General features: G+C 36.5%; 14 protein-coding genes. 12 read left to right on the top strand and 2 right to left on the bottom strand.

The features are described from left to right. Positions 1-2 precede the first annotated feature (2 nt). Together tsaE and ACSYTJ_RS05525 are read left to right on the top strand one after the other, a co-directional pair. Positions 3-482 (top strand): tRNA (adenosine(37)-N6)-threonylcarbamoyltransferase complex ATPase subunit type 1 TsaE, encoded by a 480-nt coding sequence (gene tsaE / locus ACSYTJ_RS05530; protein WP_491719706.1) that lies wholly within the window; start codon positions 3-5, stop codon positions 480-482. Continuing rightward, positions 469-981 (top strand): GNAT family N-acetyltransferase, encoded by a 513-nt coding sequence (locus tag ACSYTJ_RS05525; RefSeq protein WP_491719705.1) that lies wholly within the window; start codon positions 469-471, stop codon positions 979-981. Before tsaE ends, ACSYTJ_RS05525 begins: the two co-directional genes overlap by 14 nt. 34 nt (positions 982-1015) lie before the next feature. On the opposite strand, the gene ACSYTJ_RS05520 is transcribed toward ACSYTJ_RS05525, so the two are convergent. After that, positions 1016-1552 (bottom strand): 3'-5' exonuclease, encoded by a 537-nt coding sequence (locus ACSYTJ_RS05520; protein WP_491719704.1) that lies wholly within the window; start codon positions 1550-1552, stop codon positions 1016-1018. Positions 1553-1656: 104 nt separating this feature from the next. Between ACSYTJ_RS05520 and murB the strand changes: the two genes are divergently transcribed. Next, the gene (murB, locus tag ACSYTJ_RS05515) at positions 1657-2550 is read left to right on the top strand and encodes a UDP-N-acetylmuramate dehydrogenase (protein ID WP_491719703.1); all 894 of its coding nucleotides are present in this window, start codon (positions 1657-1659) and stop codon (positions 2548-2550) included. 35 nt (positions 2551-2585) lie between these two features. Further along, positions 2586-4631 carry a cation:proton antiporter gene (locus ACSYTJ_RS05510; protein WP_491719702.1) on the top strand — a complete coding sequence of 682 codons (2046 nt, stop codon included), beginning with the start codon at positions 2586-2588 and terminating at the stop codon, positions 4629-4631. Positions 4632-4671: 40 nt separating this feature from the next. On the opposite strand, the gene ACSYTJ_RS05505 is transcribed toward ACSYTJ_RS05510, so the two are convergent. After that, positions 4672-5322: a DUF1361 domain-containing protein gene (locus ACSYTJ_RS05505; protein WP_491719701.1), complete on the bottom strand. Its 651-nt coding sequence runs from the start codon at positions 5320-5322 to the stop codon at positions 4672-4674. Between the two features lie 140 nt (positions 5323-5462). Here ACSYTJ_RS05505 and cdaA point away from each other — a divergent pair, with 140 nt between their 5' ends. From cdaA to ACSYTJ_RS05465, 8 genes are all read left to right on the top strand, one after another. Beyond that, entirely contained in the window at positions 5463-6311 is an 849-nt protein-coding gene (gene cdaA, locus ACSYTJ_RS05500) for a diadenylate cyclase CdaA (RefSeq protein ID WP_491716600.1), read from the top strand. A 2-nt stretch (positions 6312-6313) separates the two neighbouring features. Next, a complete protein-coding gene (locus ACSYTJ_RS05495; RefSeq protein WP_491719700.1) occupies positions 6314-7273 on the top strand; it encodes a CdaR family protein in 960 nt (319 codons plus the stop codon). A 17-nt stretch (positions 7274-7290) separates the two neighbouring features. After that, on the top strand, positions 7291-8640 hold the full coding sequence (glmM, locus tag ACSYTJ_RS05490; protein WP_491716598.1) for a phosphoglucosamine mutase: 1350 nt from the start codon (positions 7291-7293) through the stop codon (positions 8638-8640). A gap of 203 nt (positions 8641-8843) precedes the next feature. Further along, positions 8844-10664 (top strand): glutamine--fructose-6-phosphate transaminase (isomerizing), encoded by a 1821-nt coding sequence (gene glmS, locus ACSYTJ_RS05485; protein WP_491719699.1) that lies wholly within the window; start codon positions 8844-8846, stop codon positions 10662-10664. Between the two features lie 76 nt (positions 10665-10740). Continuing rightward, positions 10741-10863: a hypothetical protein gene (locus tag ACSYTJ_RS05480; protein ID WP_491719698.1), complete on the top strand. Its 123-nt coding sequence runs from the start codon at positions 10741-10743 to the stop codon at positions 10861-10863. Between the two features lie 114 nt (positions 10864-10977). Continuing rightward, on the top strand, positions 10978-12411 hold the full coding sequence (locus tag ACSYTJ_RS05475; RefSeq protein ID WP_491719697.1) for a glucosaminidase domain-containing protein: 1434 nt from the start codon (positions 10978-10980) through the stop codon (positions 12409-12411). Between the two features lie 87 nt (positions 12412-12498). Then, on the top strand, positions 12499-13620 hold the full coding sequence (locus ACSYTJ_RS05470; RefSeq protein ID WP_491719696.1) for an ABC transporter ATP-binding protein: 1122 nt from the start codon (positions 12499-12501) through the stop codon (positions 13618-13620). 19 nt (positions 13621-13639) lie between these two features. After that, positions 13640-13960 carry a hypothetical protein gene (locus tag ACSYTJ_RS05465; RefSeq protein ID WP_491719695.1) on the top strand — a complete coding sequence of 107 codons (321 nt, stop codon included), beginning with the start codon at positions 13640-13642 and terminating at the stop codon, positions 13958-13960. The last annotated feature ends 12 nt before the right edge of the window (positions 13961-13972 follow it).

The following is a 13972-nucleotide window of genomic DNA, read 5'->3' as shown; positions in this document are numbered from 1 at the left end:
GCTTGAAAAAAATAACCGTTGACACCCCTGAAGCAACCATGCAAATCGGTAAAAAAATTGCTCCTTTCTTGCAAGCAGAGGATTTACTGCTATTAGATGGCGATCTCGGTGCAGGGAAAACAACTTTTACCAAGGGGCTTGCTGCAGGATTAGGAATTAAAAGAAATGTTAAAAGCCCGACTTTTACCATCATTCGTGAGTATCAAGATGGTCGCTTACCACTTTATCATATGGATGCCTATCGTTTGGATGATGGTAGTGGGGATGAATTAGGATTAGAAGAATATTTTAATGGTGATGGAATAAACGTTGTGGAGTGGGCTAATTTCGTTGCTGATGAGCTACCTGATAATTATTTAAAAATTATTTTCAGACGTAATGATGAATTAGGCCCTGAATCTAGGACCCTTTTTTTTGAGCCCCACGGAAGTCATTTTCAAACCATTTTAAAAGAAAGCTTGGATAAAGATGGCAAGCAATGATAATCAGATTTCAATTGAATTAGCAGATTGGAATGATGCTAACGCAATTTTAAAATTAATGAAACAATTAGTCACTGAATCTGATACTTTCACAGTTGATCCAGGACTAGCTGATTTATCAATTGAGCAAGAGCAACGTCAAATCATGCTAATTAATCAGACCAGGAGTAACGTTATTTTAGTGGCTCATTTTGGCGACTTAATTATTGGAATTGTTACAGTGCAACAACTGCTTGATTCAAAAGATGGTGAACTAGGCGTGGCCGTATTGAAGCGATTTTGGAATAATGGGATTGGCAGTGCGCTGGTGGATGAAGCCTTGAATTGGGGCAGTTCGTTTAGTAATTTACAGCGGTTTGTCTTGACGGTTGAAAATCAGAATCAAGCTGCAATTCATGTTTACCATAAACTAGGTTTCATTGATAATTTTGGCTCACGAGTGATTGCTGTCCCTGGCAATGAACGATCGACTACTGAAATGATTTGTCATTTAAAATAAAAAGATGTTAATGGAGATTACCATTAACATCTTTTTATTTGATGATTTTTACAAATTGTTTGATTGCTTCATCGCCAAATTGTTGTTGTTCATACCTTAAGATGTTGGCACATGCAAGACTGTCATCTAAGGCATTGTGATGATGATTTAACTCGATGTTCAAATTTTTACAAACGGTGTTTAGTTTGAAGTTCGTGAAGTTAGGGAATAGTTTTCGGGTCACGGCCACTGTATCTAAGGTTAAGTATTGTGGTTGGACCAATTGATAGCGTTCTAAACTCTTTTTTAAAACGCTATTATCAAAGTTAGCGTTATGAGCAATAACCAGATGATTAGGGCTAAAAAACATTTTAATTTTTTCCCATACCTCAGGAAATGTTGGCGCATTAATTACGTCTGATTCATGGATACCGTGCACTTCAATGTTTCGCCAAAAGAATGGCATCTCTGGGTTAATTAACGTGTAAAATTCACTTGCAATCTCGTTATTTCTAACCACCGTTAATGCTAGTGAACAAGCGCTAGCACGTTTAAGAGCTGCCGTTTCAAAATCAATTGCAATAAAATTCATGGAATTATTTTCCTTTCTATCCTTTTTAATAATTAGTTTATTCATAATTGGGGCGTTAATTCATGGTAAAATTATAGTATATCGATTTAAGAGGGACGATTTGTATGCATAATTTTAATCCAAAAATAAAAAATTTAAAAATTAAAACTAATGAACCACTATCAAAATATACTTTTACTAAAACTGGTGGGAATGCAGATTATTTGGCGTTACCAGATAATGAAGAGCAGTTAAGTCAACTATTAAAGAGTGCGAATGAATTTGGCCTACCAATTACAGTATTGGGTAATTCTAGTAACTTAATTGTAAGCGATAATGGAATTCGTGGGATTACAATCATTTTAACTCATTTGACCAAGATTAGCGTCAATGGAAATAAAATCATTGCTGAAGCTGGTGCTGCACTAATCGATGTCGCAATTGCTGCGCAAAAGCATGGATTATCAGGAATGGAATTTGCTGCTGGGATTCCTGGTAGCGTTGGTGGTGCTGTTTATATGAATGCTGGAGCGTATGGTGGTCAAACCGCTGATGTAGTTAATTACGCAACAATCGTTGGATTTGATGGTAGTGTGCGTAAATTAAATAATGCCGAATTAGAGTTTGATTATCGCCATAGTATTATTCAAAATGGTCATAATGCAATTATAGCTGCTGAATTTGAGTTGCAACCTGGTAATCAAAGTCAAATTTTAGCTAAAATGGACCATTTTAATGCTTTACGGGCATCAAAGCAGCCACTTGACCTGCCATCATGTGGGAGTGTCTTTAAAAGGCCTAAGAATCATTTTGCTGGTAAGCTAATTCATGATTCTGGATTGCAGGGCTACCGATTCGGCGGAGCGCAAGTATCTACTAAGCACGCCGGATTTATCGTTAACGTTGGCGGAGCCACTGCAACTGATTACATCACGGTGATCCACCACGTCCAAGATGCGGTTTATCAAAATAGTGGGATTCACTTAGAAACTGAGGTTAGAATTATTGGTGATCGGTAATTATAAAAAATGGAATTGGAGTTGAGATGATATAAATGGTGATTATTGAGTTAATTATTTTACTAGTTGTATTACTATTAATCTCGACAGTCATTAGTCACTACCTACCCATGATTCCAGGTAGCTTGATTCAAATTGGACTAGGGCTGTTGTTATCTGTTTTTACAAAATTTCAAATTAATTTTGAAACTGAATGGTTTTTATTACTATTTATTGCCCCCTTGCTTTTTAATGACGGGAAACGGTTTCCCAAACGAGAGCTTTGGCAGTTAAAATTACCAATTTTTATTAATGCCATCGCTTTAGTTGTGATTACAATGTTAGTTGGGGGCGTAATAATCAATTGGATGATTCCAGAGATGCCGTTTGCAGTTTGTTTTGCGTTAGCAGCAATTCTTTCTCCTACGGATCCAGTTGCTGTTCAATCAATTGCGAAACGTTCTAATTTACCGAGTGGCATTTTACACTTGGTTAGTGGTGAAAGCTTGATCAATGACGCTAGCGGGCTAATTTGCTTTAAGTATGCGCTAGCAGCTGCAATGACTGGAAAATTTTTGTTAACTAGTGCAGTTGGTGATTTTTTCTACATCAGTATTGTGGGATTAATTATTGGAATCGTAATTATGTATTTGCTGTTAAAGGCACGTGATTATTTATATGATAGTGGGATTAACAACATTATTTTTTATACGGTCGCTTACTTAGTCACGCCATTTGTGATTTACTTTATCAGTGAAGAATGGTTTCATGCTTCTGGCGTGATTGCGGTAGTTAGTGCTGGAATCACCATGCATGTTAAGGATCGTAAGATTGCAAATGTTAATCCTGAATTAACGTTAGTTACTGAGAAGACCTGGAACGTGGTCATCTATATTTTAAACGGAATTATTTTCTTACTGCTTGGTTTTTCATTACCGCAAGCAATGGGCAAGAGTATTCAAACGATTCAGTTGGGAACGATTGATCCGATCATTTATGCTGTGGTTACGTGGCTATTACTACTTGCGATTCGGTTCGTCTGGATCGTAGGATATCAATTCGTGGCTAATCGTTGGAATTATAAAAAGGTCAATTTAAGGGTGGCATTGCTATCTGGGCTATCCGGAGTGCGGGGAGCAGTTACGATGGTGGGGGTCCTATCGATTCCAGTGCTCACTGCTACGGGGAGAAATTTCCCAGAACGGCCCATGGTGTTGTTTATATCTGCTAGTGTAATTATTTTAAGCTTACTTAGTGCCATTATCTTCATTCCATTATTGACTGAAAATCAACAAGAACAGATTGATGACAATAATTACATTTCTAACGATAAGGCACAGATTAAATTAGTGCAATCTGCAATTAATAAGGTCCAAAAAAGCCAAAATGAATACAATCAACAAGCAGCGTTCGATTTAATATTTCAATATCAATTAATGCTTAGAAAGTTAAAACATGATTTAAGATCTAATCAATTTAATGATTTTAGTTTCAATAATGAATTAGCACTGCGTAGGATCGCGTTTAGTGGTGAGCGGAAAGCCGCCCAAGGGTTATACGATGATGGTGTGATTAAACGGGATGAGTATTTTGCAACAGTTAAAATGATTAATCGACGCGAAACGGCAATGTTAGATTCAGTCGGAATGAATACCTCTCGTTCTAGTTTTATAAGTGATATTTCCACTTTCCTGTCTGGAATTCGTAGTTTTTTCATTGCGGGACGTCGTTTTAATCACCGTGACGAAATGTTGAGAAAACATTGGGGCTTGATAATTGAAACGTTAAGTCAGGCTGCCATTCAAGAGGTTAAAAACTACCTTAACAGGTCGGATATTGATTCTAGTTCCTTTGAAAATCAAATGGTTGATCACATCATTGTTTTTTATCGAAATCGAATCAACCGCATTAATTCAGTCCATCAAGATGATTATCAACAACAATTAAATAATTTGCAGGTTCGTGGTTTTGGAGCTCAACGCCTCGAAATTCAACGTTTATTAGATACTAATCAAATTGACTGGGAAACTTCCAATGAGCTTAGGCAACACATCAATTATTTGGAAAATGTGATGATGAGTCCATTAAACGAAAGTGAATAACTAAAAAATGTGTCCGTAATTTTTAATTATGGACACATTTTTATTTATGCTGGTTTTGATTAATTGAAATGACCCAATAAATCGTAATTTGGATTGCCATCATGGTGGCTGTGAATATCATCATATCTGGTTTCCACATTTTAATCAGTGGCATAATAAATAACCTGGGGCTTAAAAATAAGTAAAGCGTATGCAACCTTAAAAACCGTCCGATAAAAACCCCCACTGAAGAGGTAAATGTAAAAATAAGAACGATTATCCAGTAAATGACTTGTGATTTTAATCTGAATTTATTCATCAGTGATTTAACTGTAAGTGATAATGACCAAGTTCCAACAAACGCACAAACAATGGCACTGATGACTAGCATCATAAAATTAATCCAAATTGGATCGGATAGTTTCAAAAGGCCGGTTAAATTATCATAAGGGTTTAATAGCGATAAATGAAATAAATCCGTAAGAATGTAGGGTGCATTTGGATAAAATAGTATCCAGATGATTAGTAGCGGCCAGTAAAGGATACTTGCATTAATTATTTCATGGTTCAAGTGGAAACTAATTTCAATTGGAATATAGGCTAAAAACGTATTTAGTAATAAGAAATTGAAGGGTTGTTTGACAAAAAAACCGGTAATTATAAACCAAATCGCAAAAAAAATGCGAACCTGCCAACTTTTTGAAAGATGCACTAGAAAACCTCCCCTTATTTTAATTAAAGTCTATTTTAATTAATTCTAACAAAAATGTGTTAATTTTAGAACGCTGTTTAAAAATAAGTTCTTAATATCGTGATATAATAAAGCTAGCGTTAATATTTGGAGGTTATATGATGAGTAACTTTTGGAGTAATCTGTTTACTCTTAGCCATTTTAGTAGCTTAATTGATATTCTAGTGGTTTGGTTCATTACATACGAATTGATTATTTTGCTACGTGGAACTAAAGCAGTTCAATTGTTTAGAGGAATTATCGTAATTGCGATAATTAAAATCCTTAGTGTTTTGTTCGGGCTGGGAACTGTTTCTTGGATGGTTGATCAGGTCATTAACTGGGGATTTATTGCAATTATCGTTATTTTTCAACCAGAAATTAGACGGGGCCTTGAACATTTAGGACGCGGTTCTTTGTTGTGGCATACTAAAAATCAGAATGAAGAAACTGAACAGATGATTGAGGGACTTGATAGCGCAATTCAGTACATGTCCAAACGAAGAATTGGGGCCTTGATCACGATTCAAATGGAAACTGGCCTTGAGGATTATATTGAAACAGGAATTGAATTAGATGCTCATATCACAGGGGCATTGTTAATTAATACGTTCATTCCGAATACTCCACTTCATGATGGAGCAGTAATTATTAGAAACCATCGAATTGCTGTTGCGGCAGCATATCTGCCCCTTTCACAAAGTACGATGATTCCAAAAGAGTTAGGGACTAGGCATCGTGCTGCGGTTGGGATTTCTGAAGTTACCGATGCCCTTACGATCGTGATTTCAGAAGAAACTGGTGAAGTTTCAATTACAAAGGATAATGAATTGCTGCGCGGGATGACCCAACAAGATTACCTTAAATTTTTACGGGATCAACTGATCAAAAAACAACAAATTAGCCATAATATCTTTACGATGATTGGGAGTTGGATCAGTAATCTTAGTAAAAGTGGAAAGGGGAATTAGACATGCGTAAATTCTTCAACAGCACTTTTTTCTACCTAATTCTATCTTTAATATTTTCGATATTACTATATGCATACGCTAATCAGGATAAACTTAACTTTACTAGTAATAAGAATAGCAATATCACGCAATTAGCATCTACTAAAAATGCTAGCGTTTCCGCTAATTTACAGTTAAACGTTAATAGTAGTAAGTATTTTGTTACTGGATATCCTGATAAAGTTAGCGTATCGCTAAGTGGGCCGACAGCATTGGTTACCACAACGACTAATACCCAAAATTTCCATATCTATGCTGATTTAAGTAAATTAGGGGTTGGAAAGCATCGGGTTAGATTATCTCAGGATGGTTTAAATTCAGAGTTAAAATATAAAATTAATCCATCTTATATCACCGTTAATATTCAGCCTCGTCAGACGGTAACGCTTCCAGTAACCGCAAGCTATGATAAGAGCATGATTTCATCTGGTTACCATGTTGGAAGTGCGGTTGTGTCTGATGCTAAAGTTAAGGCCACTGGGGCTTCTAGTGAAATTAGTAAGGCTGTGCGGGTGATTGCCAAGTTGAACCTATCTCAAAATACTAATAAGACCGTTAATTCACAGGCGATATTAGAAGCTGTTGATCGGAAGGGCAACACCGTGAACGTAATTTTAACCCCTTCAACTACGAATGTTTACTTGCCAATTAGCAGCGGTAATTTCAAGGAGTTACCAATTAAATATCAGATTGATAATAAGGCATCTAATAAGACCTATTCAGTGACTTCTAACACTGAAAAGGTTAAGGCATTTGGTACTTCTAGTGAGTTGGACAATTTGAAAAACGTTACTGCTAATATTGATGTTAGTCGAATTACTGCTAATGAAACCAAAACGATTCAGCTTGATAAGTCACTCAACAAGGTTAGTGGCTTTGATCCAGAAAAAATTAAAGTGAATATAAAAGTTAAAGATAAGTAAGAAATGAGGAGTTAATAATGAAATATTTCGGAACCGATGGAGTTAGAGGAGTTGCAAATCGTGATTTAAGCCCAGAGCTGGCTTTTAAATGTGGGCGTGCTGGTGGTTATATTCTGACCAAGCACTCTGATAGTAAAATCCCCCAAGTACTAGTTGCTCGTGATACCCGAATTTCTGGTCAAATGCTTGAAGAAGCACTGATCGCTGGATTGTTATCAACTGGAATTGAGGTTTTAAGATTGGGAGTCATTACGACTCCTGGTGTGGCATATTTAGTCCGAACTCAGGATGCAGCTGCTGGGGTAATGATTACCGCTTCTCATAATCCAGCAGAATATAATGGAATTAAGTTTTTTGGTTCAGATGGTTACAAACTTTCTGATGAGATGGAAGAAGAAATCGAAGCAATCCTAGAAGCTGATAAGGATGAATTACCACGTCCATCAGCAGAAGGATTGGGAACTGAAGATGATTTTTCTGAAGGTGCTCAAAAATACATTCGATTCTTGAATCAGACCGTTTCTGATGATATTGCTGGAATGCATATTTGTGTCGATGCTGCTAATGGTGCCACTAGTAACTTGGTTTCGCGTCTTTATGCTGATGCTGGAGTGGAATTTGACACGATGGCTACCCAACCAAACGGGCTTAATATTAATGATAACGTTGGTTCGACCCATCCAGAACAACTTCAAAAAATGGTCGTTGAAAAGGGTGCAGAGGTCGGATTTGCGTTCGATGGTGACGGAGATCGTTGCTTGGCCGTTGATGAAGAAGGAAACTTAGTCAATGGTGATAAGATTATGTTTATCTGCGGCAAATACATGGCAGAGCATGGTCGCTTGAAACAAGATACCATTGTTACCACGGTTATGAGTAATTTAGGGATGTATAAGGCCATGGAAGCAAATGGGATGAATAGTAAGCAGACTAAGGTTGGCGATCGGTATGTCGTTGAAGAAATGAACGCTGGTGGTTATAACCTTGGTGGTGAACAATCTGGCCATATCGTATTTTTAGATTTCAATACGACTGGTGATGGAATGTTAACTAGTCTTCAGCTTCTCCACGTAATGAAGGATACTGGTAAGAAACTATCAGAATTAGCGGCTGAAATGAAGACGTACCCACAGAGCTTGATCAACGTTAAGGTAGCTGACAAAAATTCAGCATTAGATAACCCTTCTGTTAAGAATGTAATTGAAAATGTTGAACACGAAATGAATGGTGATGGTCGGGTATTGGTAAGACCAAGTGGAACTGAACCATTATTAAGAGTAATGGTTGAAGCCCCAGATCAAGATACGTGTCAAGAAAATGCTGAAAAAATTGCCAAAGTGGTTGAAAAAGAATGTGGAATTGAATAAAAATATAAATTAAGAGGTCGGTTAGTTAGGCCTTTTTATTTTGCCATTTTTCTCTAATTTAGATATACCAATTTAATATTTTAATAGTTGACATATTGCACAGACCGTTGTAAAGTATCTACTTGAACGATTAAATATGAGCTTAATTATTGTCTATACCAATTTAAAAATAATATGATTAAAAACAAAAGGGGATTAAAAATATGTGTGGAATTGTTGGAGTAACCGGTAATGATAATGCCGTAAAGCTTCTAATTCATGGACTTGAAAAACTAGAATATCGGGGTTATGATTCTGCCGGAATTTATGTTAATGATCAAGATGGAAAGGACTATCTTGTAAAGCGGAAGGGAGCAATTGCCGAATTAAAGGCGGCGATTACACCCGAAGTACATGGTAGTACTGGAATTGGGCATACTCGTTGGGCCACTCATGGTGGAGTAACGGTTGAAAATGCACATCCACAATTTTCGCAAGATGACCGTTTTTACCTTGTTCACAACGGTGTGATCGAAAATTACAAGGAATTAAAGAAGCAATATCTTTCAGATGTTGATTTCACTAGTCAAACCGATACTGAAGTGGTCGTTCAATTAGTTGATCATTTTGCAGTTAAGGAAGGAATGACTACGAAAGAGGCATTCTTAAAGACAATCTCATTACTTAAGGATGGAGCTTCATACGCATTCTTATTAATGGATCGTGAACAACCAGATACTTTGTATGTTGCTAAGAACAAGAGCCCATTATTAATTGGACTTGCTGATGGTTTTAACGTTGTTTGTTCTGATTCAGTTGCAATGTTAAATGTTACCCATGAATTCTTGGAACTTAAAGATGGTGAAGTGGTAACTGTTAAGCCAAATTCAGTTGATATTCAAGATTGGCAAGGTAATCACATCGAAAGAGAACCATTCCATGTTGATACTGATGCTTCAGAAGCAGACAAGGGCATTTACCCTTATTACATGCTTAAGGAAATCAACGAACAACCAAATGTATTAAGAAAATTATCCCAAAAGTATCTTTCAGAAGATGGCGCTTCTAAGATTGATCCTAAAATTTTAGATGCAATGAAAACGGCCGATCGGCTCTACATCGTAGGAGCAGGGACTAGTTATCACGCTGGGTTAGTTGGGAAAAATCTGTTTGAAAAATTAGTGGGGATTCCAACCCAAGTGGAAGTTGCTTCAGAATTTGCCTATGATGATCCATTGTATTCTGAAAAACCATTCTTTATTTTCTTGAGTCAAAGTGGTGAAACTGCTGATAGTCGGGTCGTATTACAAAACGTTACGAAGAAAAACTTCCCAACTTTAACAATTACTAACGTTGAAAATTCCACCCTTTCACGTGAAGCAGACTTTACATTGTTGCTTGATGCTGGTCCAGAAATTTCAGTTGCTTCTACGAAGGCCTATACAGCTCAAATTACGCTAGAAGCCATTTTAGCGAAGTCACTGGGCGAATCACTCGGCTTAAAGCGGGCGATTGACTTTAACCTTAGACAACAACTTGGTGTCGTAGCTACTGGGATGCAGGCGGTAATCGACGAAAAGGAACAAATCGATTCCATTTCTAAGAACTACTTTGTTGAAGCTACCAAGGCGTTCTACATTGGACGGGGAATTGATTACTATGTTTCATTGGAAGCAGCGTTGAAGTTAAAGGAAATTTCCTATATTATTGCTGAAGGGTTTGCTTCTGGTGAATTGAAGCATGGAACCATCGCTTTGATTGAGGAGGGAACTCCGGTAATTGCAATCGTTACGCAAGCAAAGACTGCTGGGTTAACTAGAAATAACCTCGAAGAGACTAAGTCACGGGGTGCTAAGACCTTTACGATTTCAACCGAAGCATTAGCTGAGGATGATGATGATCTTGTTTTACAAGATGTTGACGAAATGCTCACTCCATTATTAAGCGTTGTTCCAGCCCAATTACTTGCTTATTACACTAGTTTGAACAAGGGCTTGAATGTTGATCGGCCACGGAATTTAGCAAAGAGTGTTACTGTGGAATAATTAAAGTTAGCGTTTTTTGATTTGATTTGTGCTAAACTGGACTTAATTATTCATCAATTAAAGAGGTGGTGGCATAATGAAATTTACTAAAAAACGCAAAACTAGTAAAAATGATCAACGCAAACAGGCGACATGGGAAAAGTTTAAAAATCAACAAAATAAATTAAATGCCGATCGTCGGGGCGTTAAACAAAAATAAATCAATAGATTTAAAATCCTTAAAATTAATCTTAATTTTAAGGATTTTTTTTACATTTTCTTAAAAAGATTATGTTATTCTAACAATAATAAAAATAAAGAGGGGAATTTAAAAATGAATAGGAAGTTCAGAACTGCATTCATTGGTCTAATGACCATGATGCTTAGTATTAGTTTACTTGGAGTACATAGTGCTAAAGCTGACACAGCTTCTGATTTTATTAGTAAGTTGTCACCAGTTGTAAAAACGGTTGCCGCAAAATATAATCTTTATCCATCGTTGATGTTAGCTCAAGCTGCGTTGGAAAGTAGCTATGGACAAAGTACGCTTGCTACCAAAGATTATAATTACTTTGGGATTAAGGGTTCTTATAATGGACAATCTGATACTTTAAAGACCGCTGAATATAATAGTAGTGGTGCTATTTATTACGTTAATTCTAGTTTTAGAAAGTACCCCAATGCGCAAAGCTCATTAGAAGATTACGCTCAAATGATTCGAAATGGTTTAGTGGGGGCTTCTAGTTTTTATTCTGGCACCTGGAAGGAAAACGCCAAGTCTGTTAATGATGCTGCGACCGCTTTGGTTGGTAAGTACGCTACCGATCCAAACTATGCTAATAAGTTAATTAGTATTATTAATCAATATAATTTAACGACGTTAGATGGCGGAATTACTGAACAAAGTAATTCGGTTGCTGACAACAGTAGCTCGACTACTGCATCAACCAATGCTACTACATCAACCAGCAATACTAATAATTCAACGAATACTAGTGATGTAAAGGTTAGTTATTCACTTGGTGATTCTAATGAATCGGTTCCACTATCTAGTCAATTTAAAAAACAAGCACTTTATAATAAAATCGAGGGCACTAGCAGTAATGTTAAGAGTTATAAGTGGAAGGCGAGTCTAAAGTCAGGATCGCTAGTTTATGCTGACAACGTTGGCTATGCTACGGGAACTTCTGGGAATCAAACTTGGTATCGAATTCGGCTTACAAAGAATACTAATTCTAAGAAGTACTGGGTAAAGGCCCAAGCTTTAAACTTTCCATCGGTTAAGTATTTTAAGTTATCAACCAGTGTTAGCTCGAATTTAATTACTAGTAAAATTGCTTATAGTCATATTTATGGTTCTGATACGCTCGCCAGCAAAATTACAGATTCAGAAATCGCTAATCGGGTTAAGTATAATGCGAATATGATTGGAATTTCAGGTAGTAAGGGGAATGCGCAGATTTGGATTCGTTATAAGATGAGCAACGGCAATAACGCCTGGATTCAAATTAAACATGTGAATGGAATTCAATACTTACCAGTCAGTCTTACTAAGCGGCTGAGTTCTCAATATGGTAAGTATGCCCTTTATAACATTGTTCCAGGGACTGGAAAGGCCCAAGAGCAGAGCTGGAATACCGTTTCAGAATCATCAATTTCAAACGTTAAGGTCGATTCGCTATCAGTCGATACTAATTCTAAATTAATTTGGGCTCAAATTAAAATTGGCAACCAAAAGTATTGGATCAACAATTCAGCTTTGTACTAATTTTCCTTTCGGATTATTATTATGTTTGTTATAATGTTATTTTGTTGTATATCTAGTTAACGAAATCAAATTTAGGAAGTATTAAAAATGGCAGAAGAACAATACAAAATTAAAGTACAAAATGTAACTAAGGAGTATGACTTATTTAAGACCCAAACTGATAAGTTAAAATCATTCTTCTCAATTAATAATAAAAATATTCCGCATTTCTGGTCACTAATGGGGGTTTCATTTACCGTTAAGCCAGGGGAAGCACTTGGAATCATTGGGGTAAATGGGTCAGGAAAATCTACAATTTCTAACATTATTTCTGGAATTATTCCACAAACAACTGGCCAAGTCGATGTTAAGGGTGATACTTCAATCGTTGCAATTAACTCAGGACTGAAAAAGAATTTGACCGGTCGAGAAAATATTCGGTTAAAGTCATTGATGCAGGGATTAAACAATCAAGAAATCGATGAAATGATGGATGATATTATTTCATTTGCAGATATTGGTGATTTTGTTGATCAACCAGTTAAAAGTTATTCAAGTGGGATGAAATCGCGTCTTGGATTTGCAATCGCTGTTCATATTAAGCCCGATATTTTGATCATTGATGAAGCCCTATCAGTGGGGGATGATACCTTCTATCAAAAGTGTGTGGATAAGATTTCTGATTTTCGTAAAGAGGGTAAGACGATCGTTTTCGTTAGTCATGCTTTGAAGCAGGTTGAATTACTTTGTGATCGGGTTGCTTGGATTAATTATGGAAAGTTAAAACAAATTGGACCAACTGCTGAAGTAATTGCTGAATATCGTAAGTTCACCGCTTGGTTTAAAAAGCTTTCTAAAAAAGAAAAGAAGCAATTTGAAAAGCAACAAAAGGACATACAAAAGAACTTCGATATCAATGCCTACGAAAAAGAAGTTATTAATGAAACAGAGGCCGCAGATCCTAGCGCTAAAAACGTTTCAAGCGAAATTAATCACCGCTTTTACGGGTCAGTAATTAGTGAAAAGATGTCATTTACATCTAAATTGGCTACGTTTTTGGTTGCAGTGGGTGTTATCTTCTTTTGTTTAGTTAATGTTTCTGGTCATCGGATTAGTCATGTGATGGCTAAGCCAGCTAGCCTATTAAAGCCTACTAAGGTCTTAGAGGTCCCTAATAATCGGACACATACCACTAAAATTGTTTATAAAAAGACGCATCACAAAAAATAATTAATAGGGGAGCGAGCATATGGCTGATGAATATAAAAGTCACGAAACACTGACTTTAATCGAGGAAATTACCCGTTTAGATGGTTCTAAGTATATTGAAATTAGCGATATGGTCCAGAATGGACGTGCTGAATTGGCAGCTGAGCGTGGTTTGATTAAGGAAGTAAGAATTATTCAATTAAACATTCCCCATTCAATTCACGTTATTAATTATGAAAAATATATTAATCAGAATTACACGATGCCAGGGGAAAAGTTTGACCACTTTGATGAGTGGAAGAAGACCCCTGCGATGCAATTAGAAATTGAAGCCATCTTAAAAGAAAATCATGTTGGTTAAAATAAAAATCAG

The sequence above is a fragment of the Nicoliella sp. ESL1113 genome (assembly GCF_058509245.1).
The sequence above is the reverse complement of the archived record's forward strand: the minus strand, read 5'-3'. Positions and strand labels throughout refer to the sequence as shown.